Origin of the sequence: Gimesia alba (assembly GCF_007744675.1) — a bacterium.
Lineage (GTDB): Bacteria > Planctomycetota > Planctomycetia > Planctomycetales > Planctomycetaceae > Gimesia > Gimesia alba.
On sequence record NZ_CP036269.1, the window covers coordinates 3,750,982 to 3,777,675 of the forward strand.

22 protein-coding genes and 1 tRNA gene are annotated in these 26,694 nt (G+C 50.3%); 10 read left to right on the forward strand and 13 right to left on the reverse strand.

Features of this window, described 5'->3' with window-relative positions; translation table 11 throughout:
* The first annotated feature begins 223 nt into the window (after positions 1–223).
* Together Pan241w_RS14095 and Pan241w_RS14100 are read left to right on the forward strand one after the other, a co-directional pair.
* A complete protein-coding gene (locus Pan241w_RS14095) occupies positions 224–907 on the forward strand; it encodes a hypothetical protein (protein WP_145216787.1) in 684 nt (227 codons plus the stop codon).
* Positions 904–1,746, forward strand: coding sequence for a sugar phosphate isomerase/epimerase family protein (locus Pan241w_RS14100; protein WP_145216790.1), 843 nt, complete (start codon positions 904–906; stop codon positions 1,744–1,746). Before Pan241w_RS14095 ends, Pan241w_RS14100 begins: the two co-directional genes overlap by 4 nt.
* A 67-nt stretch (positions 1,747–1,813) precedes the next feature.
* Here the strand turns inward: Pan241w_RS14100 and glmM are convergent, their stop codons facing one another.
* The 3 genes from glmM to Pan241w_RS14115 all read right to left on the reverse strand — a co-directional run bounded on the left by glmM (position 1,814) and on the right by Pan241w_RS14115 (position 5,046).
* A complete protein-coding gene (gene glmM / locus Pan241w_RS14105) occupies positions 1,814–3,163 on the reverse strand; it encodes a phosphoglucosamine mutase (RefSeq protein ID WP_145216793.1) in 1,350 nt (449 codons plus the stop codon).
* Positions 3,164–3,269: 106 nt separating this feature from the next.
* Entirely contained in the window at positions 3,270–3,956 is a 687-nt protein-coding gene (locus Pan241w_RS14110) for a lysophospholipid acyltransferase family protein (RefSeq protein ID WP_145216796.1), read from the reverse strand.
* 13 nt (positions 3,957–3,969) lie between these two features.
* Positions 3,970–5,046 (reverse strand): sialidase family protein, encoded by a 1,077-nt coding sequence (locus Pan241w_RS14115; RefSeq protein WP_145216799.1) that lies wholly within the window; start codon positions 5,044–5,046, stop codon positions 3,970–3,972.
* 408 nt (positions 5,047–5,454) lie between these two features.
* Between Pan241w_RS14115 and Pan241w_RS14120 the strand changes: the two genes are divergently transcribed.
* The 7 genes from Pan241w_RS14120 (at position 5,455) to Pan241w_RS14150 (ending at position 11,752) form a co-directional block, all read left to right on the forward strand.
* Positions 5,455–6,756, forward strand: coding sequence for an O-acetylhomoserine aminocarboxypropyltransferase/cysteine synthase family protein (locus Pan241w_RS14120; protein ID WP_145216802.1), 1,302 nt, complete (start codon positions 5,455–5,457; stop codon positions 6,754–6,756).
* 199 nt (positions 6,757–6,955) lie between these two features.
* A tRNA-Lys gene (locus tag Pan241w_RS14125) sits at positions 6,956–7,028 on the forward strand.
* Positions 7,029–8,276: 1,248 nt separating this feature from the next.
* Positions 8,277–9,341, forward strand: coding sequence for a DUF1559 domain-containing protein (locus tag Pan241w_RS14130; protein WP_145223402.1), 1,065 nt, complete (start codon positions 8,277–8,279; stop codon positions 9,339–9,341).
* A 41-nt stretch (positions 9,342–9,382) separates the two neighbouring features.
* On the forward strand, positions 9,383–10,312 hold the full coding sequence (locus Pan241w_RS14135; RefSeq protein ID WP_145216805.1) for a hypothetical protein: 930 nt from the start codon (positions 9,383–9,385) through the stop codon (positions 10,310–10,312).
* Between the two features lie 334 nt (positions 10,313–10,646).
* Positions 10,647–10,898 (forward strand): hypothetical protein, encoded by a 252-nt coding sequence (locus Pan241w_RS14140; protein ID WP_145216808.1) that lies wholly within the window; start codon positions 10,647–10,649, stop codon positions 10,896–10,898.
* 105 nt (positions 10,899–11,003) lie between these two features.
* Positions 11,004–11,228 carry a DUF2905 domain-containing protein gene (locus tag Pan241w_RS14145; RefSeq protein WP_145216811.1) on the forward strand — a complete coding sequence of 75 codons (225 nt, stop codon included), beginning with the start codon at positions 11,004–11,006 and terminating at the stop codon, positions 11,226–11,228.
* A 323-nt stretch (positions 11,229–11,551) separates the two neighbouring features.
* Entirely contained in the window at positions 11,552–11,752 is a 201-nt protein-coding gene (locus Pan241w_RS14150; RefSeq protein WP_145216814.1) for a cold-shock protein, read from the forward strand.
* Positions 11,753–11,851: 99 nt separating this feature from the next.
* Here Pan241w_RS14150 and ccoS read toward each other — a convergent pair whose 3' ends face one another.
* The 8 genes from ccoS to ccoN are packed head-to-tail and all read right to left on the reverse strand — an operon-like array spanning position 11,852 to position 20,483.
* Entirely contained in the window at positions 11,852–12,016 is a 165-nt protein-coding gene (ccoS, locus tag Pan241w_RS14155; protein ID WP_145216817.1) for a cbb3-type cytochrome oxidase assembly protein CcoS, read from the reverse strand.
* A complete protein-coding gene (locus Pan241w_RS14160; RefSeq protein WP_145216820.1) occupies positions 12,013–14,526 on the reverse strand; it encodes a heavy metal translocating P-type ATPase in 2,514 nt (837 codons plus the stop codon). Before Pan241w_RS14160 ends, ccoS begins: the two co-directional genes overlap by 4 nt.
* Positions 14,502–15,293, reverse strand: coding sequence for a sulfite exporter TauE/SafE family protein (locus Pan241w_RS14165; RefSeq protein ID WP_145216823.1), 792 nt, complete (start codon positions 15,291–15,293; stop codon positions 14,502–14,504). Before Pan241w_RS14165 ends, Pan241w_RS14160 begins: the two co-directional genes overlap by 25 nt.
* 40 nt (positions 15,294–15,333) lie before the next feature.
* Entirely contained in the window at positions 15,334–15,894 is a 561-nt protein-coding gene (locus Pan241w_RS14170) for a FixH family protein (protein WP_145216826.1), read from the reverse strand.
* On the reverse strand, positions 15,873–17,252 hold the full coding sequence (gene ccoG, locus Pan241w_RS14175; RefSeq protein ID WP_145216829.1) for a cytochrome c oxidase accessory protein CcoG: 1,380 nt from the start codon (positions 17,250–17,252) through the stop codon (positions 15,873–15,875). The genes Pan241w_RS14170 and ccoG overlap by 22 nt, the downstream gene beginning before the upstream one ends.
* A gap of 34 nt (positions 17,253–17,286) precedes the next feature.
* Positions 17,287–18,000: a cbb3-type cytochrome c oxidase N-terminal domain-containing protein gene (locus Pan241w_RS14180; RefSeq protein WP_145216832.1), complete on the reverse strand. Its 714-nt coding sequence runs from the start codon at positions 17,998–18,000 to the stop codon at positions 17,287–17,289.
* A gap of 19 nt (positions 18,001–18,019) precedes the next feature.
* The gene (locus tag Pan241w_RS29420; RefSeq protein WP_198000522.1) at positions 18,020–18,178 is read right to left on the reverse strand and encodes a hypothetical protein; all 159 of its coding nucleotides are present in this window, start codon (positions 18,176–18,178) and stop codon (positions 18,020–18,022) included.
* Positions 18,179–18,200: 22 nt separating this feature from the next.
* On the reverse strand, positions 18,201–20,483 hold the full coding sequence (ccoN, locus tag Pan241w_RS14185; protein WP_232107454.1) for a cytochrome-c oxidase, cbb3-type subunit I: 2,283 nt from the start codon (positions 20,481–20,483) through the stop codon (positions 18,201–18,203).
* 411 nt (positions 20,484–20,894) lie between these two features.
* Between ccoN and Pan241w_RS14190 the strand changes: the two genes are divergently transcribed.
* A complete protein-coding gene (locus Pan241w_RS14190; RefSeq protein WP_145216835.1) occupies positions 20,895–22,031 on the forward strand; it encodes a hypothetical protein in 1,137 nt (378 codons plus the stop codon).
* Positions 22,032–22,262: 231 nt separating this feature from the next.
* Here the strand turns inward: Pan241w_RS14190 and Pan241w_RS14195 are convergent, their stop codons facing one another.
* Together Pan241w_RS14195 and Pan241w_RS14200 are read right to left on the reverse strand one after the other, a co-directional pair.
* Positions 22,263–23,702 (reverse strand): DUF1501 domain-containing protein, encoded by a 1,440-nt coding sequence (locus Pan241w_RS14195; RefSeq protein ID WP_145216837.1) that lies wholly within the window; start codon positions 23,700–23,702, stop codon positions 22,263–22,265.
* Positions 23,703–23,717: 15 nt separating this feature from the next.
* Positions 23,718–26,588, reverse strand: coding sequence for a DUF1553 domain-containing protein (locus tag Pan241w_RS14200; RefSeq protein WP_145216840.1), 2,871 nt, complete (start codon positions 26,586–26,588; stop codon positions 23,718–23,720).
* Positions 26,589–26,694 lie beyond the last annotated feature (106 nt).

The window sequence follows — 26,694 nt, forward strand, 5'->3', positions numbered from 1 at the left end:
CGCGCCGTTCTTGTGAGAGCCAATGTCCCGAGCCCCGTTCTCGCGCAAGGCAGATCAGATTTATATGTAAAACCAGGATGAATCGCCGCTTTCCGGGCCTGTCCCTGATCACAGCGAAACGAATTCCAGAGATGTTTCGCGGAAACTGTAAATTTCTCGTAGGATCGGCTACGATAGAATTTTCACGCTGAATTCTCCTGACTTTCATCAATAAAGCGTTTTCATGAATTATTTTGCGCACGGGATGAGGTTTGTTGATCGTCCGTATTATCTAGTGGGAACTGCCCTGCCCGACCTGTTGGCGGTGGTTGATCGTCGTGTCCGACTGCGAATGAAAAATGTGATTCCGTTTACTGGGGATGACTCAACCATTCAAACCGAAGTCGCCTCCGGAATCCAGCAGCATCTGGAAGACGATCATTGGTTTCATTCTACTCAAGGTTTTCTGGAAACCAGCACCGATTTATCACTCCTGTTCCGTAAACTCTTTGCCGACGATGAGTATGCACGGGTTGGGTTTCTGGGGCATATTGTCACCGAACTCCTGCTGGACGGCGTGTTAATGGATCAGAACCCGGGATTGATTGACCAGTATTACGCAGCCTTCGAGCAGATTGATCCAGTGGAAATCGAACAGGCGACCAACAAAATGGCCACGAAAAATACGGATCAGTTGAAGCTCTGGCTCGTCCATTTTTCTAAAGAAGGTTTTTTAAGGGATTACCTGGATTCACAAAGACTGTTGGTACGCTTGAATCAAGTGATGAAACGAGTCAAACTACAAGCATTACCCGCGGAAACCATTTCCATACTGAAAACAGGCCGAAGAATCGTAGAAAAGCGTCTCGACGATTTATTGCCGCCTGAGCATTTTGAATCTCAATTGATTGAAAGAAAACAACTATGAAGTACGGCTTGAATATGCTGCTTTGGACATCCGATGTGAATGAATCGCATTTTGGACTGCTGGAACAGATTAAAGGCTGGGGCTATGACGGCGTCGAGCTGCCGATTTTCGAAGCCGATGAAAAGAAGTTTTCGCTGGTTGGCAAAAAACTGTCTGAATTAGGTTTAGAGTGTACTGCCGTCACAGTCTGCACGCCTGATGAAAATCCCATTTCCCCCGATGCGAAAATCCGTGAAGCCGGCCTCGAGCGACTGAAACGCATGCTTGATATGTGTGCCGCTTCAGGAGCCACTCATATCTGTGGGCCGATTCACTCTGCTTTGGGTGAGTTCACCGGCGCCGGACGGACAGCCGACGAATGGAATTACGGCAAAGAGACCTTGGCCAAAGCAGCCGACTATGCACAAACCCTTAACGTGACGCTCGTCTGCGAATATTTAAATCGCTTCGAATGTTATTTCCTGAACTGTGCAGAAGACTGTGCCCAGTTCACACGCGAAGTGAATCATCCCAATCTGAAAATGATGTACGATTCGTTTCACGCGAACATTGAAGAGAAATCGATCACCGGGGCCGTCAAAGCCTGTGCTGATCAGATGGTGCATGTCCACATTTCTGAAAACGATCGCTCCACTCCGGGTGAAGGCGGCGTGAACTGGGACGAAACGTTTTCTGCTCTGAAAGAAGTCAACTACGATGGCTGGTTGATGATTGAAGCCTTCGGCCTGGCACTGCCCGAACTGGCAGCCGCCACTCGCATCTGGCGGAAGATGTTCCCGACAGAAGAGCATTTAGCAACCAAAGGTCTGGAATTTATGAAAACCCGCTGGGAAGGATAACGTTCCCGATCTTTGAGTCAAAATGGAGTAAACATCGTGCTGAATGTTTACTCCATTTTTTTATAGCTCAACCAACCGCTTTTTCGACAATTTCCATCGCCTTGTTACAGAGCGTTTCCGCTTCTTTCTGCTGCGGTGCTTCGGCAATCACGCGAATGATCGGCTCCGTATTGCTGGCTCTGACTTGAACCCAGCGGTCATCCCAATCCAGTCGCAGGCCGTCACCCGAAGAAGCGGTAGCATCATCAAAATGGCTTTCGAGTGCTTTACAGGCATCATCAACCTGCTCGCGCGGGCAGGTGATTTTGTTTTTGACAATGCTGTATTGCGGCAGCGAATCGGCCCAGGCACTCAATGTTTGACCGGAAGCGGCTAAACCAGCCAGCACATAAGCCATGCTGACATAGCTGTCGCGGACGTAGCCCACTTTGGGGTCAATCACGCCCCCGTTTCCTTCTCCGCCAATAATCGCGGTTTCCTGTTTCATTTTGGCACAGACGTGTGCTTCTCCCACATACGAGCGGAAAAAAGGGCAATTGTATTTTGCAGCAATATCCGCGGTCACGCGACTGGTGGAACCGTTGACGACGATCGGGCCAGGAGTCCGCGCCAGAACGTAGTCGGCTCCCAACGCCAGCGTCAGTTCTTCGCCGATATAGCGACCCGTTTCATCAACAATTGCCAACCGGTCGGCATCCGGATCTTGTGCAAAACCAGCGTCCGCCTTGTGCTGGACGACCGCTTCAGAGAGCCCCGTCAGATTTTCCTTGAGCGGTTCCGGGGTATGCTCGAACTGGCCGTCTGGCGTCTCGCCCAGAACGATCACTTCGCAGCCGAGTGCTTCCAGTAATTGAGGCGTCGCGACCCCGCCCGAACCATGATTGCAGTCCAGAACCACTTTAAACTTCCGTTGCTGGATCTGCTCGACATCCACCAGTTCCAGCACGCGGACAATATGCGGGCCGGCGGCATTATCATAAACTTCCAGAGTCCCGAGTTCATCCCATGGAACATAGTTGAATTTTTCGTTGTTAAGCACATCCAGCAGTTGCTCGCCCTGTTCCCGGTTATAGACGGAACCTTCCGCCGAAAAGGGTTTCAGACCGTTCCAGGGAATCGGATTGTGGCTGGCCGTAATTTGAATCCCACCCGCCGCATTGAGATGCGTCACGAGCACGCCGCACGTGGGAGTCGTCGCAATGCCGGCATCAACCACCCGACAGCCCGTAGAAATCAGGCCGGCGATGACCGCGTGACGCACCATTTCTCCGCTGGCCCTGCCGTCTCGTGATAAAACAACCGTCCCTTTGTTGGCGATCGTGCCCACGGCTGCGGCGAAACGCGTTAAATAGTCGGGCGTCAATCCATTCCCCACAACGCCCCTTAAACCGGAAATACTGAGAATCCGTTCCGACATGGTATGTTCCTGCTCAAGAAAAAAAGAGTTGTCCTGTCACTTTGAGTTGATATGGGAAAACCATAATGCAGCCGCACTGAAATGACAATCCCGACTCGAACAGAAATCAGCGGATGTGTTCAGGTAGCAGCCATTCTTCGGCCTGCTGTTGGCATTCAGCAACACGTTGTCGGGTGAGTTCCAGTAATTCTTTTTCCGCACCCCGTTCACAATAGTCCCTGACCAGCGTCGAGGGAATTGGTTCGCCGAATATCACTCGCACCGGGCACGGACGCAGAAAGTAAGCTCCGCGTGGCAGTGCGTGAAAAGCACCCGCGATCCCAATCGGATAGATGGCACAGTCGGTTCGCTTCAATAAGGCTAAAAAACCAGGTTTAAAACGCTGGACTGCGCCATCTTCGGAACGTGTCCCTTCCGGAAAGATGCCAACAAAGTTTCCATCTTCAATATTCTGAATGGCAGCACGAAAGCTGGTTGAACTGGCTGCGCGACGGCTGATGGGAATCACAAACTCATAGCGCAGGAATGGTCCCAGGATTGGAATTCGAAACAGTGAGTCGCGGGCCATAAAACTGACCGGGCGGCTCAGTGGGAGGCCAATCAGCAATGGGTCCAGAAAACTCTGGTGATTGCTGACCATTAAGCCTCCCTCCTCTGCCGGCAATTGCTCTTTTCCACGCGACTGATAACGCAACCAGAACGCAAAGAGAACCTGCAGGATCCATTGAAACAGGATCCAGGGTAGGTTTCTGCGATTACGTTTCCGTGGAGAATCGGGATTCAATTCAGCCAATTGACTCTGCCTCTCAATCAATCTCTTTGAGTTGCAGCTTCGCAGGATCGAGGACCACGTGTTTGACTAACTCGCGTTTCCAGGTGTAAGTGATATGCACTTTGCCGTCGTCTGTTTGAATTACAGCAGGATAAGAGTACTCCCCTTTCTGGTTTTCCAGAACCAGACCCGTTTTCCAGTGTTTTCCATCGGAAGAAACAGCGACATGTAGCGGGCTTCTCCCTTTGGTAGTCGGGTTATAAACCAAGAGAGCCCGGCCATCTTTCAGGGTTACCGCATCGGTTCCACTGTTGGGGTTGGGGAGTGTCGTCTCGGTGACTTCACTCCAGGAGCGTCCTTCATCGTCAGACCAGGCTTCGACGATTTTTCCCCCTTTGCTGCGGCAGAGAATCTGCAGACGATCTCCATAGCGGAGTACCGAAGGCTGGATCGCCGCCACTTTTCGGCCATCGTTAAGAGGACCGGTGCGATGCCAGGTTTTGCCCAGGTTGGGAGTCCACTCCATCTGTAGCTGCCAGCCATCATGTTCGGTGCTGGCGGGACAGAGCAGTGTGCCGTCTGCTAGCAGGAACGGCTTATTCTTAACCGGGCCGACAAAGCCGTCCGGCAAGCGCTTGGCGGCGCCCCAGGTCTTGCCGTTATCGTGAGAAACTTTGAGCATCCCCCACCATTCGCTGGGATTCGGCCCCACTTTATAAAACAGCAGCAACGTTCCCGGTTTCGTCTGAAACAGAACCGGATTCCAGCAAGGCCAGCGTTTCGAAGCATCTTTCACGCCGTTGGCAACACTGACGGGAGCAGTCCATCCATTTCCCTCATTTCGAGACAACCAGATTTCCACGTCCGGGTTCTTTTCCGCGGTCCCGCCAAAAAAGGCACAGACCAGACCTTCGGGAGTTTCTGCAATCGTCGAGGCATGGCACGAAGGAAACGAGGCGTCATTATAAACGAATTCCTGCATCACCAGCCCCGGCTGGTCAGGTGTCGTTGCTTTTGGTTCTTTTCCCATAGAAACGGCTGTCGAATTCAAGCCAAGATACGCAGAGAATAATAGCAGGGAGAGCGTTTTAACGGTCAGCAGGCGTGGCATAGTTGTACTTTCTTCACCAAAGGTCTCAAAATGAAGTTTCAACCAACAAGTTTCGGTTCAAGATATCATTCATTGTAGGAAAGTGGAATTCGGAACGAAAATCTAATCTGGCCAATCAGGGGAAAATGTGCTCTTTTTCAGCGTAAGTCAGGTAATCACTCCAGTTTTCGAGAATGCACGGTTCAGTCAAGAGATCCCTGCGGGCGAATTGTTTTTTACGATCAACATCGATAGGATGGCAGATTGTTCTGAGGGGCTGTTTTCCTCTGCAAAATTCGCCTCGTTTGTAACTCGACTCGGATCATGACACGCGTCCTTTTCGCTTGATTTTCCGATGATTTGAGTTCTCTGAAATATCAATTGTGCTTTTAATAGCAGAATCATTCCCATTACAAAAAAGGTTTTACAATGGATGCCGAAGCATTGAAATTAGCGACTCTCTGTCTGCACGGCGGTCAGGAACCTGACCCCGCCACCAATTCGCGGGCCGTTCCGATCTACCAGACAACTTCTTATGTCTTTAACGATACTGATCACGCGGCCAGACTGTTCGGCTTGCAGGAGTTCGGCAATATCTACTCACGGTTGATGAACCCCACCTGTGATGTGCTTGAAAAACGACTGGCCCTTCTGGAAGGGGGAGCCGGTGCATTGGCCGTCGCCTCCGGTCAGGCTGCAGAATCGCTGGCGATTCTCAATATTGTCGAATCCGGTCAGAACATCGTTTCGTCCTCCAGTTTGTATGGCGGGACCTACAATCTGTTCCATTACACGTTTCCCAAGTTCGGCATCGAGACCAAGTTTGTCGATCAGAGCGATCCGGAAAACTTCAAAAACGCCATCGATGAAAACACCCGATGCGTTTACGTCGAAGCCATTGGAAACCCCCGTTGCGACATTCCCGACTTCGAAGCCATTTCCAAGATTGCGCATGATGCAGGAATTCCTCTGATTGTCGATACCACCTTGGCCTCCCCTGCTCTGATTCGACCTTTTGAGCATGGTGCAGATATCGTCGTCGCATCCTGTACCAAATTCATTGGCGGGCATGGAACTTCCATCGGCGGGATCATCATCGAAAAAGGGGACTTCCCCTGGGATAACGGAAAATTCCCCGGGATGACCGAACCAGATCCCAGCTATCACGGTCTTAAATTCTATGAGACCTTTGGTGGCATGAACGTTGCTTATGTCCTCAAGATTCGAGTTCAGCTGCTCCGCGACCTGGGACCAGCCATGAGTCCGTTTAACGCCTTCCAGTTCCTGCAGGGATTGGAAACATTGCACTTGAGAATGGAGCGGCACAGCGAGAATGCATTGGCCGTTGCCCAATTCCTGGAAAGCCATCCTAAGGTCTCCTGGGTCAATTACTGTGGTCTGGAATCACATCCTTCTTATAAACTGGCACAAAAGTATCTTCCGAACGGAAGTGGTGCTGTGTTTGGTTTCGGGATTCAGGGTGATACACCAGAACAACAGCAGGCCAACGGAATTAAACTGATTAACAACGTGAAACTGTTCTCCCATCTGGCAAATGTGGGCGACAGTAAATCGCTGATCATCCACCCCTCCAGCACAACGCATCAGCAGTTGACACCGGAAGAACAAGCCAGTTCCGGCGTGACTCCTGATTTCATCCGGTTGTCAGTCGGAACGGAAGATCAGGCCGATTTAATCAACGATCTCAAACAGGCTCTGGACCAGATTTGATTCCAGAGTTCTGAGTACGAGTTTTGATTTTGAAACCAGGAGCCGGCTGCGAAAAAAACGGCCGGTTCCTGATTTTCAAATAAGTTTGCCGATGTTTTGCGACTTACCTGACGATAAATCTTTAAACCAACACAGAGAAGGTCCATCGATTCGCTTGTCGGATGATTTTCAGCGAACTAAAATACCAAAAATCACAAAAGCCCTTGTAGCTCAATTGGCAGAGCAACTGACTCTTAATCAGTAGGTTCTAGGTTCGATTCCTAGCGGGGGCACTTTTAAAGCCGTAACTCAACCCGGGTTATGGCTTTTGTTTTTGGGGTGATACCAAGGCGAGTCGAACCCTGGTTACTCTCACATTGCAGTACCTTGCTCATGTGACTCTCATTCACCATTGCTGAACCTCCGCAACGGCACCTGAAAAAATCGGTCTTGACCACGCCGTGCCACCAGCGATAACCCTTGTTGCGCGTCGCGCGCGTGAGCACTGCTGGTTCAGGTGAAACTGTGAAACCGGTTTTAACCGCAACTGCAAAAAAACGCTTGTTTCAGACTGATTTTTCAAATGGAATCCTCCAAAAGTTATGCGGGTCGACACACATCGGCGCATTACCAACACCACACGGTCCACTCTCCGCCCCTTGAGACACACTCCCAACCCCCGTCCGCACCACATCAAAATTCCCTTTCCTCTTGACCCACTCACGCCGTTCGCAACAATCCGTTTCACAATCATGATGTTCTCTCTGGTAGCGACAAGTCTATGTGCTCGCCCGCCTCACGAGTTTCAAAATTTGACAAACGCTCATTTGAACCGGGTAAGCCCGGATGCACATCCGGGTCTCACGCAGCGAGCAGCAAACCAATAGATCGACTGGCAACACCAGATCACGAATTCATTCACCAAAAGTAGGGCGCGGCCCTATGTGGCCGCCCGCCTGTCGAATCACAATCCAAAATCACTGCTGAAATGGAACCAGAACCACCGCCCTGTCATGAGCAGCACGGCGCCCGCCGCCGATTTCAACCTGAATGTGAAATCAAACCAACGACAAACCAATCCTACCCGATCTCACCGAACGCATGAGAGATGAACAGGACGCACCGACCTGCAAAAATCATCATCTGAAAACAGCATTGATTTCCGAAGCCCGGAGTAAAGAACGAGAGCCGATGAAGAGACCATTCACATCAGGCCCTGCTCCATTAGCCGCAGGGCCTTAGATCCGGTTCAGCAGAGAAAAAGGTGGAAAGTCAATTTAAGGTTCCTAGTATCTCGGATACTCACCCAAGCCGGGCGCAAAGAGCAGGAAGTTGACAGATTGACTTACAAAAGCAGATCATGAATTCATCCAGATAAAAGTAGGGTGCCGCCCTATGTGGCAGCCCGCCTCTGTTTAGAATTTGACACTAGATATGTTTTCAGTGTACTATGCATGCGTTGTCAATTGTGCACATTTAATCCTGTCTCAATCATCAGACTCTTACGCAAATTCTTGCAATAACAAAAAAGAGGCTTGGACATGAGGGTGAAATCAAATCGAAGTTTACCTGGTTTTACTTTAATTGAGCTTTTAGTTTCAATGTCGCTGATTGCAGTACTGATCGCATTGTTGTTACCTGCTGTTCAGCAAACGCGAGAGGCTGCTCGCAGGATGTCGTGCCTCAATCATATGCGTCAACTTGGACTTGCTGTGCATAGCCATGTTGATGTTCAGGATCGGTTTCCGGCATCTGGCTATCTCAGCCTGGACAGTTCCGGAGATGTCCAGCCATTCTTCAACTGGGCTGTCGCCATCCTTCCGTATATTGAGCAGAACCCCATCGCCAATCAATGGGACTTCTCAGAGCCATCCTTAAGTACTGAAAATACAAAACTATCAGAAACCGTCATTCCCTTATTCACCTGCCCCTCAGACATCACTCTTGGTGGACGTGGCGATTTAAGCTATGCGGTCAATGGAGGCTTCGCATGGACATCGACCGTGGGGGGGGCGGCCGACTGTCCCATCGTTTTCCCATCGCGCAGCCCGATTGATTTGAATGGGAATGGGGTAATATGCTCACTTGCTGCGAGTGCCGATGGATCACCAAGTGATCGCGATTTATTGCTCAAAACAGGAGTCTGTTTCCTCGAAAGCTGGAAGGTGAAGGGCACGAGCCGACATCATCGATTTTCAACGATTTCGGATGGTTTAAGTCATACTTTGCTTTTTGCCGAAAATGTCAGGCTCGGTTATGATCCGAATAATCTTCAGAGATCATGGTCGTTTGCCGATCCGTTAGCAACCAGTTTTTTTATTCCCAGCCAGGTTTGTCAGGGAGATTCATGCACCCCCGGAAATGTCTCACTCGGGAAAGCGAACGGTGCACCTCACGGGATCAACTATGGTACCAATCTGGCGGAAGGTGAAGCGCCTTGGCCCTCATCATTTCACCAAGGGGGAGTAAACGTCGTCTTTACTGATGGACGTGCCACCTTCCTTTCTGAAAACATTAATGGGCACGTGTATTATTCAATGGTTACATCGCAAGGTCTAAGCTTGCCAGCACATTTAAAAGATACAGAAGCTTCTCCAACTCAGTAACCTGCAGATTAAGAGAAGCCAAATCACTAAGGCGTCAAAATATGAACATACAAACCGCTGTTATTGCAGTGGGATTCACAATTGTGATTGGAATATCCATTTCGTGGTGGGTCAACTCACCGACAAAATTTCCGGAGCCAACCGGAGCAACTTCAGCGCCAGCAAATGCCATCCGGGCTCCTAAGCCAAAAACGGCAACCTTGCCTGATCTCGTCCCGAATACAGCTGAATTATTGCCTGGTTTTGAAAAACGTGAGCCTTGTTTCTCTCCTGCACTGACGCCAGACCTTCTCTCCATCATTTTTTCTATGGCCGGGAGAGTTGGCTCTGGATTTGATTTGTATGAATCAACACGTCCCTCGATTGATGATCCATTCGGAGACCCCGTATTGCTTGAAACGACAGTCAGCCCAGAAACGGAAGCTTACCCCGCGATCTCTCCCAATGGCCTGGAATTAATCTATGTTAAATCCGACATCAATCCAACATTGTGGATCGCCAAACGAAAAAGCCGGCAGGAACCTTTCCAGGAAAATAAGTTATGGGAAGCTGTCGGAAAAGTAGATGCTTCAATCCGTGTAGGAACGCCACAATTTCTGGACGCGAATCGGGTCGTTTTCAGTAAACTTGAAAAGAATGGCTCTCGTTCGCTCTGGCTGGTACAGCGCAGTGGGACAAAATTTCGCAATCCCAAACTCTTTGTGCAGCAACAAGGGGCCGAGGCTTTGTTCCTGAGTAAAAATGGCCTACGTGCATACTATCCACATATCGAGGGCGGGCTCTATCTCGTATCTCGTGCTGCGTTGTCTCATCAGTATGGATTACCCCTTCCTCTGACCTCTAAAGAACAAACGGGCCCCATTGACGGAACGATATGGGTTTCTCCTCAAGAAGATGTATTGATTTATTGCTCACCTGGACTACAAAAAGAAATAGGGAGTTCACGTCGTCTCTGGCAAATCGCATTTTAGTCTTTCGACTTTACTAAGGTCGTTTACATGTCTGAAAGAAAACGATTTAAGATTCTCCAGTATTTATGCTCTGGCATTTGTGTTTTGTTAGTAGTTTATGTTTTGAGTATTAGGCCTGTAAATTTATTGGTTGTTGGCTCAGACAATATGGAGTTTGAAGATTATTGTGAATGGTTTTATGGTCCGTTACTTTGGTGTATGGATCAAAACGATTTATTTTGCGACCTGATCGGTAATTACATGGTATTTTGGTCTCGATTCGCGTAACCACTCGTCCGTGGAGCGTTCCGACGGAAACGAACAGACCAGGATTCTTTATTCAGAGACCGGTTTGATGCTTAAGAACAATCCTTTGGTTTCGAAAATCCTGAGACGGACGAGCTATTTCCTCATCAGTCTGGGAGTGTTGTATCTGTTGAGTGTGGGACCTGTGGTGGCGATCTGCCGTCAGTTGGTGAAGAATCCCTGGACGATTCCGCCAGGTCTGAGTACGATCGAACGATTCTACTCACCTCTGTTTGCGGTCCCCTGGATCACGCCCCTGATTGAACTTTATATCAATTTGTGGGAGAAAATATTGGGCTAAGCAGCAGCTCGCCATTGCCGGATCTGACACAGGCTGATCGCTTTTGAATAGAACGATTTGAACGAGCTTGAAACGTTGTCGTGAAATAAAAAGAGTGAAATTGAGATGCCAAACCAGCCGGCGTGGATTCTGATTTTTGTGGGAATATTGATCGTGGGGGTGGGAGTCGTGTGGTTATTGGCGCCGTCGATTCCGTGGCTGGGGAAGTTACCGGGAGATGTCCTGATTGAACGGGAAAACTTTCGGCTTTATTTTCCACTGACGACATGTATTCTGTTGAGTTTACTGCTGACGGGGATCATCTGGCTGGTGCGGTTCCTCTCACGGTAAATTCCCCCATATCCCCGAAACCCACTATGGAGAGAGGGGAGAGGGTTGGCTGGATTCGGCTGAAAGCAGACGGGTCAAGCTTTACAGATACACACTACCCAGTATAATACATGTGTCACGCCAGTTGTGACGAGCAGAGACAAGGTGCAGTTTAAACGCCTTCGGGTCGTTCATCTCTTCCCGCTTCATTTTACTAGCAGGGCTTCTAAGTAAGTTTCAGCTTCTGTTTTTTGTGGCTCTATCTGCTTTCATTTTTTGGGCTTCGGTTGCCTGTTTTTATCAAGGCTGTCGAGTGTCGTAGGTTATCATGTTGGAGAGCAGTAATGCCACAGGGTAAAATTAAAAGGTTGGTTACAGATCGCGGTTTTGGGTTCATCGAAGGAGAACGGGGTGACCTGTTTTTTCATCATTCTGAAGTTCAGGGTGTGACTCTCGAAGAATTACAGGAAGGACAGACTGTCGAGTATGAAGTAGGCGAAGGCCGTAAAGGGCCTTGCGCGACTTCCGTTCGCGTGGTCGAATAAGTTCTGCCCGCCTGAGACCTGATCGATTTTATAAAATCAGTCAAAAAAACGCCCGGATTTGTTCCGGGCGTTTTTGTTTCCACTCGCGGCAAATGACGCTTAACGTTCTTCTTTTGGTTTCGGTTTCTGATCGTCTTCCAGAATGCGATAGGCGGGGGTTTCAAGATCATCGTACTGGCCGCGCGAAACGGTCCAGACAAATCCGATGACCGCTGCCAGTGCTAACAGGATCGCGATCGGTAATGCGATATACAGAACACTCAAGAATAGGGCTCCTGAAAAGCACGGTTCATAAAGGATAAGATCAGGACCGTCAGGGAACTGATCGGCATCAGCACAGCGGCAATGAGCGGGTTAATCAATCCGCCGATTGCCAGCCCTGCCGCTATCACATTATATACTAGAGACATCAGCAAGTTGCGATAAATCACATGATTCGTCAGGTGTGCGCCATCAATCAGTTCCTTCAGCGGTGCCAGGCCCGGTCGATTCAGATAAACGGCGGCGGCCTGCAGGCTGGCTTCGGCTCCCCCATGCACGGCAATGCCGACCGAAGCAGCCGCTAACGCCGCGCTGTCATTCACGCCATCGCCGACCATTACCGTGATACCGCGTCTGGTAGACTCCTGAATGATTTTCAGTTTTTCTTCGGGGCGTACGGCAGCGTGCACCAGTTCAGGATCAATATTCAGGCGGCTGGCAATCGGTGTGACAATTTCTGAATGATCGCCGGAGAGGATGCCAACAGACCAACCTTCGGTTTTCAGTTTTTGAATCGTCGCTGCGGCATCGGGTCGTAAATCATCGCCGATCCCCAATACAAGCTGGGTTTCTCCCTCTGCGACAACGATCACCGCAGTTAATCCCCGTTGCCGGTACTCGGAAATCTTCTGCTGAAATTCCAGCGGGACGTGTCCGCCCTGCTCTGTGATATAGGTTTCGCTGCCGGCAGCGAACTGAGTCCCATCAAGGGCTCCTCGAATTCCCAGACCGGGGGAATAATCGATATCCCGCAGTGCGAACTCTTGTTTTTCGGTACCGATTTGCTGATCAATCCAGGTCGTCAGCGCACTGGCGATGGGATGCACCACCTGTTGTTCCATCGCACGAATCTGTGGAAAAAAGCTGCGATCGCCGTGCCATTCATGCACTTGCATTTTCCCGTAGGTCAGCGTTCCCGTTTTATCAAGCCAGAGCAAACCGGGTTTCGAAAGTCGTTCGATCACATCACCCGAATTAATCAAAATCGCCCGTTTGGCGGCTTTGCCTTGAGCGACGGCGAGCGCCAGTGGTGTGGCTAATCCCAGGGCACAGGGACAGGTGACGATCAGTAATGAAATCGAATTTGAAACGGCGATTTTGACGCCGCTGGACCACCAGATTCCCAAACAGACGATCGCCAGCACGATCACGGTGAGAACAAAAATGCCGGCGATGCGATTCGCCAGTTCCAATAACGGAAGCTTGGAGCTGACTCCCAGTTCCACCAGATTCATCAAACGGCCAATGCGCGTGTTTTCACCGACGCATTCGATATCCAGTCTGATTGGGGATGTCAGATTGATAGTCCCGGCGGTCACTTGGGCGCCGGTTTGAATGATGCGCGGCCGTGCTTCTCCCGTGAGGATCGATTCATCAACGGTGGAATCTCCGGAATACACAACGCCATCGGCGGGTATCACATCCCCTGCTCTGACTTCGACCTGATCGCCTGCTTTTAGTACTTCAATCGGAACGGTTGCAACTTCGTCATTTGAAATGAGCCGTGCACTGCGCGGCGTAATGCTTTTCAACAGGGAAAGATGGCTGAGTGCCCGGTGCTGTTGTCGGAACTGAATGTATCGGCCGACCAGCAGTAAAAAGATCAGAACCGTTAACGAATCAAAATAAATTTCCCCCGTGCCGCGAAGGGAATTGATCAGACCGGCGACACCACCAATGGTGATGCCCAACGCTACGGGAAGGTCGATATGCGGACTGCGCGTTTTAATCGCAGAGAAAGCGCCTTTGAAAAAGACATGCCCGGGCCAGACAATGGAGACCAGCGCCAGTGCCGCACTGGTCCAGCGAAACAGGTTCAAGTGCTCTGCCGCCATTCCGGTAAACATGCCGGCGTACAAGGCAAACGCGATCAACATGACATTGCCGGCACAGGCGCCCGCAATGCCCAGGCGAATCAAATACTTGCGGTTTTCCCGTTGATAAATCTGTTCTGCATCATTGTGCTGCGGCGGATGCGGACGATAGCCGAGCCGATCCAGGGTTCTGGCAATTTCAGACAGAGAGACGCTGGCAGAATCCCAGATTAAATCGACGCTGGTGTTCGTTAAATTCACCCGCGCGCTGATGACGCCCGGCAAGAAGTCGGGAAGTTTCTCAATCACAAACACGCATGATGCACAATGCATGCCTTCCAGATGAAATCGGATCCGGAACAGACCCGGTTCGATTTCATGGGCATAGAGCTCGCGAAAACGGGGATGGTCCATTTCCTCGTAGGAGAGGTCTGAAGAGGGGACGGTTTCAGAATTGTTGAGCTCTTCCAGCAGACAGGCATCCATGTCTTGCAGAATGGCATAGGCGACTTCACACCCGGCACAACAAAACCAGGGTTGTTCGTCTGTTTGTCGACTGGTGGGGACCGGAAGATTGCAGTGGATGCACGTGCCCTGTTGCTGTTGGGAAGTCGTTTCACTTTCGTGCGTTTGCTCAATCAACGGAGTGAAGCCTTCTCGCATACGGGAACGGGTTAATCGGTCTGTTTTGGCTGGCAACAGGGAAGCGGTTCGTCGTTGATGGTTTTCAGAATTTCCGACTTTGATGCTCCCGCGGCTTTTGGTTGTAATTCTCCCATATCTGCATGAGCACGTACACTCATGGTAAAGATGCCGCTGACGATGAGCAGGCTGGCAATCAGGGTGTTGCCTAGCAGGTTCCACTTCTGCGGGAACAGACGGCTGGCCAGTCCGGTCAGTGATAAGGCCGGGATGGTTCCCAGCCAGAAGGCAATCATCACCAGACTTCCGGTAAGCGGAGTTCGGGCGGCGACGGCCAGCAGTAAAAATGCATAGAGCCAGCCGCAGGGGAGACAGGCGGTGATCAAGCCGATTCCCAGCGGCCTGATCCCTTGCGGGAGCCGTTGATTCTTTTTGATGAACTTCGTTAGATATTTACCGACGGCAGCGGTTCCAAAATGCGGAATGCTCCCTTTTCTGTAAATGGTCAACAGAGAAAAACTGCCGAATAGAATCATGCCGACCCCAGAGACATAAGCGGCGATTTTCTGCAGGCCCGCCAGTTCGCCGCCCGATTCCAGCATCCAGCCCAGGCTGCCGGCGACAAGTCCCAAAATGGCATAACCCAGTAATCGGCCTGCATGATAGAGGGCTTCCAGACCGAAGGACTTTTTGTTTGAAGCGGAGTTGCGATTCACCGCCAGCAGCATCAACGGCCCGCACATTCCCACACAGTGACCGCTTCCGGCAATGCTGGCGACAAAGATCGTGGCCAGTAAGGGAATTGTCGAATGGAAGTCCGTCATGCTATGCCTTATTTCGCTGTCAATGTCTCTCGAATGTTAATCAGTGTTGTGCCTGGAGATTTTTTAACTCTCCCGACGGTTTGAGCAGAAATTGTTTCTTTTCCTGAAACGTGCCTTCACTGCCGGACGCAGCGATCGAAAGTTCCCAGAGACCTGGCTTGTTTATCGGAACCAGTGCTGCATAATGCCCTGGACTGGTTTCTTTAAAATGAATTTTGAAGACGTCCCCTGCCCTGGCATGATGAAACAACAGGCCTTCCACCTGGCTGTTTTCTACGGGGCTGTCGGCCTGATTCAGCAGAGAGAGTTCCAGTTTGGGTTTCTGGAGCATATCTGGAGCCGCTTCCAGAGTAACAACAGATTTCCATCCCAGCGCATCACTTTCTGCCTGTGTTTGACGTTGTTTGTCCCAGGAGATCGCCTGCTCGTAATAGCCTTCGACAATGACGTTTGAAGGATCGCTGGTCGCCAGGAAGACGGCAACAGAAGAAAGCAGAATCTGCAATCCAAGAAATGAGAAGATCACGCCGCACCAGGTCCAGCGGGCTAATGTTTCCGCAGATTGCTCTGCGTCGGTCGTTATGGTCCCAGCAACTGACATGTGACTGTCCTCTCTTCGGAATTTTTCTGGGAACGGATGGTGAGTTCCACTTCACGTAAACCGGTGACAAACGAATCGCGGGGGGCGGAAACTAAGAGTGGAATCGTTTTGGTTTCGCGTGCTTTCAGGTCGGGACTCGCCATGATCTCCATTTTGACGTCGGTGTTGTCCGGCAGTTTAAATTCATATTCGTCGGGCAGATCCGTTCGGTTGACCAGTTTGATCTGTAGGTTATTTTCGACGAAATCATCGTCGGTCACAATAAACGGGTTCCCATAATTCCGCATCACGGTCACATCAAAAGATTTTTTATTGATCAGAGTGACTGTAAACGCAGAAACGGACAATAGCAGTAGCAAAGGGTAGATGATCACGCGCGGCCGCAGCTTTTTGGTTGGTTTACCTTCAATTTCATCCTGACAAGAGTAACGCACCAGTCCGGTGGGACGTTCCACTTTCACCATGATTTCATCGCAGGCGTCCATACACTGGGTGCAGTGAAGGCACTCCATCTGTAAGCCGTCACGAATATCGATACCGGTGGGACAGGCACGCACGCATTGGCCACAGTCGATACAGTCGCCATGTTGTTCTGCGGTTTTTTGCTTGCTGATTTTGCCTCGCGGTTCTCCGCGTTGTTTATCATAGCTGACAATTAAGGATCGCCGGTCCAGCAGCACCGATTGAAAGCGGCCGTAAGGACAGGCAATTGTGCAAAGCTGTTCTCGGAAAAATGAGAAGTTAAACATCATCAGAACCACGGTGGCCGTCATCACCAGGAAGCCGGTCGGGTGCGTAAATGGTGACTGCTGAACCCAGCGATGGAGTTCGTCGACACTCACAAAATAGGCCAGGAAGGTATGCGCCAGCACCATGGAAATGATTAGATAGGTGCCATACATCATCAGTCGTCGGATAATGGGAACCGATTTATGCGGTTTGCCACCATGGCCAGTAGTCCCACAGAATAATCGTTCAATCGGGCGGTAAACAAATTCCAGGTAAATCGTCTGCGGGCATGCCCAGCCGCACCAGACGCGCCCGAATAATGCCGTTAACAGGAAGATCGACAAAAACAGCGAGATCATGAAAAACGCCAGCAAGAGCGTATCAGTCGGCAGGAATTTGAAACCGAAGATGGTAAATTCCCGTCTGGCGATATTCAAAAAGAAGGCGGGACTGGAATTGATCTTGATATGAGGTAACGCAATAAAAATGATGATCAGCAGGTAACCCACGGCGCGGCGTCTGGTCCAGTATTTGCCCATGAAAAGACGGGGGTAGATCCAGCGACGAGAGCCATCTTTCTCCAGTGTTGATAGAACATGTTCCTCGGGTTCTAGAAGTTGGTCATTCATCAAAGCTTACCGTTCAGTGAAAAGAAAATCTTGTTCATGAGGCTGGTTTCGTTTCTGGCGGTTTCTCTTTTGGTGTGTCGTCTGTTTTTGTTTCTTTTGGCTTCGAGTCATCTGCTTTGGGAGGCTCTGCTTTCGGTTTTTCTTCGTTTGCTTCTGGTGTCGCTGGTGCCTTCCAGTCGGGGATTTTCTTGGCATTCGGTTCCGGTGGTTTTCCCGTGCCGGGCGGTAATGAACCACGCAGCCCTGCGATATAGGAAGCTACCAGAACAATTTCATTGGGGTGCAAGCGATTTCCCCAGGCAGGCATGGCCTGGCCGTTGGCACCTTTTTCGACGACTTTGGCGATGTCACCGATTTCTTTCACATGAATCCAGTAGTCATCCGTCAAATTCGGGCCGACTTTCCCTTCCGCTTTAGCGGCATGACAGGCCACACAGTGCATTTCATAAACACTCGCTCCGACCTTGATCCACTTGGGGTCGTCCTTAAATTTATAGACGGTGGCGGAGTCCAGGCTGAGCTCGCCGATCTCTTCAAACTGCAACCGTAAATTGTCGGCGACTGCTTCATTGTAGTTATCATAGATCGAACGCCCGGGAACGCCTGACTCGTAATACAGCCAATAGGGAATCGCAAAAAAGATACATCCCCAGAAGAGCATCACCCACCAGCCCGGCATCGGATTGTCGTATTCCTGAATCCCGTCATAAACGTGGGTTCTTAACTGATCTTTCTCTATCTCTGACATGTTAATCTCCGAATCAGTATTAGTCGTCAGAAAGCGGAATTTCTGATTGGTGTTTGATTTCTTTTTTACTTGTGAACACGGTTTTGATGATGACCAGGATGAAAGCTATCAAAAACAGGACGAGTGCAATCTCGGCACAGTAATCATAATTCAAGAGTTCCATCACTTGTTTAATCATGGTCTTGGTCCTCGTTCACAAATTATTTTTGTGCCGTTTTATTCGCGGCCGGTGGCGGTTCCGTTGACTCTGATTTCTTCGGTGCAGCCGGTGTTTTATAAATATCAGTTCCCAGGCGTTGCATGTAAGCAATCAATGCAATCACCTGTTTGTCTTCCAGGCCTTTAGGCCCTTTCTGTTTTTCGATGTCATCCGCGATGGCTTTCGCCTGCTCTTTTGCCATGGCAATCGAATCGTCCAGGGCACGCGTGTAGGGCGCACCCAGATAAGAGGCAGCCCAGACACGGTCGGGAATCGTTTTGAAATTCAATTCCCGAGTTTCCAGCCACGGATAAGGCGGCATGATGGACCCGTCAGTCATCTTTGCCGGATCTCGGAAATGGACGAGATGCCAGAGATTGGAACGCTGTCCCCCTTCTCGAGCCAGGTCAGGACCAATGCGGCGTGATCCCCATTGGAACGGATGGTCGTAAATAAATTCGCCCGGTTTGGAGTACTCCCCATACCGTTTGGTTTCTGAGAGAATCGGCCGAATCATCTGCGAATGGCAGTTGTAACAGCCTTCCGCCACATAGATGTCCCGGCCCGCCAGTTCCAGCGGCGTGTAGGGAGTCACCGTTGCAATGGTCGGAACGTTCGATCTAATCAGGAAGGTCGGGATAATCTCAAACAGCGAGGCGACGACGACAGAGATAATCACCCAGATCGTCATCAGACGTGGTAAGCGTTCCCACCTTCTGTGCCAGTTCAGTTTTTCAAAGACATCGATTGATTTGGCAATTTCCAGTACGCCGGTCAGATCGGATTTGGGAGCCGGATCATCAACATAGTGACGTTCCAATGGGGGCGCGGTATGCACTTCTTCCTCGTAAACAGCGGGACGTGTTTTCCAGGTTTGGAAGAAGTTATACCCCAGTAGCAGTGAGCCGGAGAGATAAACCAGCCCGCCTCCAACACGAATCCAGTACAAGGGGATTAACACGCGAACGGTTTCGACAAAGTTGGGATACGCTAACTGGCCGGTTTCCGTGATGGCTCGCCACATCAAACCTTGAGTCAGGCCGGCAACGTAAATCGGGAAAATATATAACAGGATGCCGACGGTACCCAGCCAGAAATGCAAATTCGCCAGTTTCTGGCTCCAGAGCTGTGTCTGAAATAAACGGGGAAGCAGCCAGTAAATCATGCCGAATGTCATGAAACCGTTCCAGCCCAGAGCACCGGCGTGGACGTGTGCGATGGTCCAGTCAGTATAATGCGATAACGCATTCACCGATTTGATGGACAGCACAGGGCCTTCAAAAGTCGACATTCCGTAAAATGTAATACCGACCACGAAAAACTTGAGAACCGGATCGGAGGTCACTTTTTGCCAGACCCCTCGCAGAGTCAGCAGGCCGTTAATCATTCCACCCCAGGAAGGCATCCAGAGCATAACCGAGAACAGCATGCCTAAAGTCGACGCCCACTGTGGTAATGCGGTGTAATGTAGATGGTGAGGACCAGCCCAGATGTAAATAAAGACCAGCGACCAGAAATGCAGAATACTAAGCTTATAAGAGTAAATCGGGCGATTTGCCGCTTTGGGAAGAAAGTAATACATGAGCCCCAGAAACGGGGTCGTGAGAAAAAACGCCACCGCGTTATGGCCATACCACCATTGCATGAAGGCATCCTGCACGCCGGCATAGACCGAATAGCTTTTAAACAGCCCGATAGGGATCACGAGATTATTGAACACGTGCAGCAAGGCGACGGTCACAATCGTCGCGATATAAAACCAGAGCGTCACATACATGTGACGTTCGCGACGTCTGGCCAGCGTCATAAAGAAGTTCACGCCGAAGAAACCGACCCAGACCACGGCAATCGCGATATCGATGGGCCATTCCAGTTCGGCGTATTCTTTGCTTTGGGTAATCCCAAACGGCAGCGTCAGGGCGGCTGCCAAAATAATCAGTTGCCAGCCCCAGAAGTGAAGCCGCGATAGTTTATCGCTCCACATGCGGGCACGGCAGAGGCGTTGGGTCGAATAGTAGACGGCTGTGAAAATGGCGTTACCGGCAAAGGCGAAAATGGCAGCATTGGTATGCAGGGGGCGTAAACGGCCGAAGGTAATTAAATCAAACCCCATATTGACCGAAGGGGCCGCCAGCTCACTTGCCACGATAATTCCGACCAGAAACGCAACGGTTCCCCAGATCAGAGTCGCGAGAGCAAACATCCTTGCAATTTGGTCATCATAAGTGAATTTCTCCAGATTCCCGCTGTTTGTGACAGTTTCAATAGATGGTTCAGCCGACACGTGTGCTCCTCTGCTCCTGAACTCGAATGGACCGTATTAAAAAAACGTTAGATCTCTTTTATCAAGCAGTAGTTACGAAAAGGGGATATTCTAGCCAAATAATAAATTCCGCCTATCCGATTCGGGTGATGAGAGGCGGGACTTACTAATTTCAGGGATATACCCCACCTAGTGAACTGATAAACCGCAAACGACATCTATTGTGAAACCTTGCGGCTTACTGATTGTGCTTTTCGATAAATATATCACTAGGGTTATATTCGTCCTCACGCGCGCATTCTATTAGGGGCGAAATAATATTTGAAGATAGAATTATCGGAATTTGTAGTGCTGTCTCAGTAAAAAGAATAAATCATACCGGGCGAGGATCATTTTCTCATTAACGGTAAATAGAATCTCAGGGAGAGAGAAATGAATTTCAAGTTAATATTCAGTGCAGCGACGGTGCTGATGCTTAACTGTGTCTTATTACCGGTGAGCGCGGAAGAAGAAAGCACGGACGCGAATCCACTCGGAATTGACCTGGTGAGTGCAACGGCTGAGGATGTCAATGTAGAATCAGCTGACGTCAAAGATCAGGCTATTGTGAGCCCCGACGAAGTCTTTGTTTCATACGAGAGTGTTGCTCCAGAAGCGGCTTGTCAGTCTTGTCAGACCTGCCAGTCAGCTTGTAGCTGTGGACAATGTTGCAACTGCAACTCTTGCGGGGCATGCACGCTGTGTGACCGCATTCCCCTGCTCAATAAATTGCCCAGCGACCCTTGCTTCAAGCATTGGGTAATGCCGGTCAGTAACCCAGTCTGGTCAATCGACCCCCGTTCGTTGACATATGTGCGTGGTGTTTTTGTGAATCAAATGATTGATTCCACAACACCCGTTCTGGGAGCAGGTGACTTACAGGTTTATGCATTGCAGTTGGGGATTGCATTGAACGAGCGGCTTTCGATTATTGCCGTCAAAGATGGCTATAACACGCTGCAGACACGCGGAATTGGAAATTCGCGTGGCTGGGCCGATATTGCTCTGGGAGTCAAATATGTTCTGGTGCGGGACGTCGAAAATCAGTTCCTGCTTTCAACCGGACTTATTTATGAAGCTCACAACGGTAGTCTGCGTGTCTTTCAGGGAAATGGCCAGGGAGTCTGGAATCCGTTCCTGACCGCCGGTAAAGAACTGTATGGCGGCGGACACTTTATTGCCAACGCTGGTTTTCACCTGCCGGCTGACCGTGTGGATGAGTCAACATCGTTCTGGTACAGCCTGCATTATGATCATCCCCTCACCGAAAAGCTTTCTGCTATCGCAGAGCTAAACGGGATTGTTTACACCCGCAGTGGTGGTGCATTCCCTGCTAACTTTGAAGGGGGCGACTGGATCAACCTCGGTTCAAATAATGTTGCCGGCAATAACGTTGTCACGACCGCATTCGGAGCCGACTACAAATTAAATGATTGCCTGTCACTCGCGGGTGTCTGGGAATTCCCGATTTCCAACAGAAAGGATTTACTGGATAGCCGAACTACAGTGACGCTGACCCTGACATTTTAGTACGCGACTCATTCGAGCGAAACGTCACCCTGGGATCATACTCGATTTGAATGCCAGGGTGACGTGAGAGGAAGTCTGCACACAGGCTGAGATCCTTCTGAAACATCGCAACATCCTTGATCTTCTTGACCAGATGAACTTAGGAGGAGGTATTCTATCGAATTAGCGGAATCAAAAATTTAGACGCAGGTTCGCAAATGGGGGTCATTTGCGAACCTGTTTTATTTCTGATCAAGCAAAAAGATCGCTGACCACACGTCCTTCAACATCGGTCAGACGGAAATCCCGGCCAGCGTGCCGGTAAGTGAGGCGTTCGTGGTCAATGCCCAACAGGTGCAGGATTGTGGCGTGCATATCATGCATGTGCACTTTGTTTTCTACCGCTTCATGCCCGAATTCATCAGTAGACCCGTAAGAGAAGCCCGATTTCACACCAGCACCACACAGGAAGTGTGTGAATCCCTTGGGATTGTGGTCACGACCATCGCCATTTTGTAAAAACGGATTTCTACCGAATTCTCCCCCCCACCAGATCAATGTGTCTTCCAGTAAGCCACGCTGTTTCATGTCCTGAATCAAGCCAGCAACAGGTTTGTCTGTCGCTTTGGCGTGAAATGCATGTTTCTGAATCTTACTGTGCTGGTCCCATCGCGGGTTATTGCCGTTGTCGGCATAGTTGACTTGAATATATCGCGTACCCGCCTCTGCCATACGCCGTGCCAAGAGGCATTGTCGACCGAAATCATCGGTTTCCGGGGTCCCGATACCATACATGTCAAACGTGGATTTGGATTCACCCGAAAGGTCTGTGAGACCCGGTGCATGTTGTTGCATGCGGAAGGCCAGTTCGAATGAATTCACAACTGCCGCCAGCTCATCGTCTTCCTTATGCGACTGCAGCTGGCTCTGGTTGAGTGACTGCAAAAGTTGGAGTTGGTGGCGTTGTTTATTCAGCGACCTTTGCTCATTTTTGATATTATTAAAGCGGGCCTTGTCGGCGGGCTGCCCTGCTCTGCCGAGTGCCGTTCCCTGGTAATGCGAAGGCAGGAATGCATTGGAGAAATTTCGCGGGCCTCCATTGGAGGACGAGGGAGAAATCGTGATGAAGCCGGGAATGTTTTCGTTTTCCGTGCCCAGACCATAGGTAATCCAGGAGCCCACCGAAGGCATAATCAAATTGGTCGTTCCCGTATGTAGAAACAACGTGCTGGGGCCATGGGCAACCCCGTTGGTGTGCATGCTGTGAACGAAACAGAGGTCATCGACTTGCTTGCCAATTTCCGGGAACAGGTCGGAGACCCAGTGTCCGCATTCACCGTACTGGCGGAACTTCCAGAGCGACTGCATGACCTTCTCTTTGCCATACTTTCCCGTTTTGGCAATCGAGCGTGAGTCCTTGAATTCCAGTTCTGCGCCGTTTTTCTTTTCAAGAAGAGGCTTATAGTCGAACGTGTCTACATGGCTCGGCCCTCCCTGCATGAAGATGAAAATGACGCGTTTCGCACGGGGAGGAAACATTGGCTCCTGTGGTGCCAACGGATTCTGATGAGTGATGCTGGGAGTATTCGCTTTTGCCTGAGACAGCATGCCTGAGAACGCCAGGGAGCCAAATCCGCAGGCTGACGAGCGTAATAAATTTCGTCGCGAAACAAGACTATTTGTATCCAGCATGGAATTACTCCAGATTTATTTAATATAGCGAAAATCGATGCAGGCAATGACCGTCTGGCAGAGGGCCGACCAGATTTCTGTTTCGGACGGACCACCTTCAGTCTGTGATTGGTTCAAAAACTGCGCTGCATTTGCTTTTTCTGTTTGATCGGGCAACCGTCCTAATGTGGTTCGAAATAATGCGTCAATTCGTTTTGACTGATCGGTTGGAAACTCTTTGATCAGACGGCCTGCCAGTTCTTGTGACTGTTCCATCACAAAGGGATTATTCATCAGGTACAGTGCCTGGGTTGAAAGCGTACTGGTATTGCGGCGTCCGACAGAAAGGTTGGGATCCGGGAAATCAAAGACAGCCAGCAAATCATGTAAGCGGTTTCGGAAGACCGGAATGTAAATGCTCCGATAGTGTTTTTGAAAGACGTAACCGTATTCGGTTTTTGTATCAGGCCTGATGGTCTGCTCATGCTGTGAAAGATCGAGATTGCCACTGACGAACAGAATCGTGTCACGAATGGCTTCCGCATCGAGGCGTCGATGATTTTGATGCGTTAACAGCCGGTTATCCGGGTCGGCGGCGCGTTGTTGTTCGGTCGATTCGCTGGCGAGCTGATAGGTTCTGGAGAGAACGATTTCTCGAATCAAAGATTTGGTAGACCAGCCTTGTTCGATTAATTTCAAAGCCAGATGATCGAGTAATTCCGGATGCGAGGGCGTTTCGCCTCGGAAGCCAAAGTTGTCAACGGTGCGGACCAATCCTGAACCAAACAGGTGGTGCCAGATGCGATTGGCGTAGACCCGGGCGGTCAGTGGATTCTGGGGACTGGCAATCCAGTCGGCCAGTTCATGGCGTCCACTGGCAGTATCTGGAATCGAAACCGGTTTGTCTGCCGGCTTATTTGATTGGGCCACCGTAATGAAACCGCGAGGCACTTTCTTTCCCAGGTTGTGGACATCGCCCCGAATCAGAAGATGATAATCGCCGGGCGCTTCCCCTTCGTAAACAGACATGATCTCCGGGATTTGTGGCGGAGCCGATTTCTTCGTCTGTGCGATTTCCGATTTCAATTGTTTGAGTTGTTTTTTGGCCTGTGCGATTTTGAGTGAAGTCTGTTTGTAGTGCGCTACGGCCGCCTGCTGCTGTGTATCTTTTTCTGATTCAACGGGAGCAGAGATAAAACGGATCGCATCGACAATGACAAAACCATCGGTGCCTTCATTGGAGACAATGATCTCTTCATCTTTCGTGCCGTTAAATTCAAACTGACCCAGGGAAGAAAATGCACCATCGGTCGGTTCAACTCGCTGGTTCACATATACGGTATGTTTGCCTTTAGCCGTTTTGATCGTCACGGGAACACGTGAGGCGCGGGATTCTGCAGAATTATAGGCCAGTTGCACATCGTAGCGGCCTGACTTCAGCTTTGGGGGAACAAACTTGACCAGCTTCTTGCCTTTGGCCTGGTGCTGGTCGTGAATATAACCTTTGCCGATGTAGTCTTTCATGAATGTTGACTCTTTCCAGTCGCCCACCAGCGTGGCTGCGGAATCGTCAAGCACAATACTGTTTAACTGGAGTTCCAGTTTTTTTAGTTGCTTCTGTTTCTTTTTCTGTTGGGAAGTCAGGCTGGCCAGTTTCTGGTCATAGGCGTCGCGTTCTTTTTGTTGCTCAGCGGGAACCGGCAGCGCGCGTTTCGTCCAGCCGGAAACATTGCCGGGCGTTAAGACGTGTGTACTGCGAAAAATCCCAGCCAGTGCGTAATAGTCGCTGGCGGGGATCGGGTCAAATTTATGATCGTGGCAGCGGGCACAGCCCAGCGTCATTGCCATAAAGGCACGGCCGACGGTCTGGATCTGTTCGTCAATCACGTCCATCCGCAGCTGTTCTTTGTCCTGCTGCTCATAATTGGTGGGACCCAGCAGAAGAAAGGCAGTCGCGATCAATTGTTCCTGTTGTTGCCGGTAATCGTTTGACTTGAGTGTGTCGCCGGCAACTTGCTCTTTGATAAATTGATCAAAGGGTTTGTCTTTGTTGAAGGCGTCAATCACATAATTACGATAACGCCAGGCAGAGTTATAAAGCAGCGAACGTCCACCTCCGGTCGATTGAGAATACCGGGCGACATCCAGCCAGTAGCGGCCCCAGCGTTCTCCAAAATGAGAGGACGCCAGTAATTCGTCTACCAGATTCGCGACCGCATCGGGACGGTGATCGTTTAGAAATGCGTCGATTTGAGCGGGTGTTGGAGGCAGACCAATCAAATCAAAATAGAGACGGCGGACCAGGGTCGTGCGATCAGCGGCAGGCGCCGGTTTGAGTTTTTGTTGTTCCTGGCGGGCGCGGATAAATCGATCGATGTCGGAATGGGACCAGTCTGCATCAGTTACCTGCGGGACCGGTTGTTTTTCCATTGGCTTGAAGGACCAGAACTCTCTCCCCTTTTCCAGATCAATCGTCTGCTTGACGACTTTGCTTTCGCCTTCGCGTGGGTCGGGAGCACCCATCTTGATCCAGGTTTCAAAGTCCGCGATGATTTCCGGGGCCAGTTTGCCCGCCGGCGGCATTTCAAAACTCTCAAACCGAAGCGATTCCAGCAGCAGGCTTTCTTCCGGCTTACCGGGAACAATGGATGTGCCGGAATCACCGCCCGTTAATGTTCCGGCACGGGTATCCAGTAATAATCCCCCCCGAATCGACTTGGCATCAGCGGCATGACACTCGTAGCAGTGTTTGATCAGGACGGGGCGGATTTTGGCTTCGAAAAATTCAATCCCATGGTCTTTGTCAGGTGCGTCATTGGCGGTCGCAATCTGCGCTCCCCCTGTCATCATAACAGCAATGATGACAAGGACCCGCTTCATGATGCAACTTTGCTCAGACCGTTGCATTGAGTATGCTCCTCAGTGGAATGGATACTGAATTTGATTAAATTCCCCAGGTGAATCAACTTATGTTTATATCATGATTTAGGGGTGAAAACAACTCTTTTTCGGG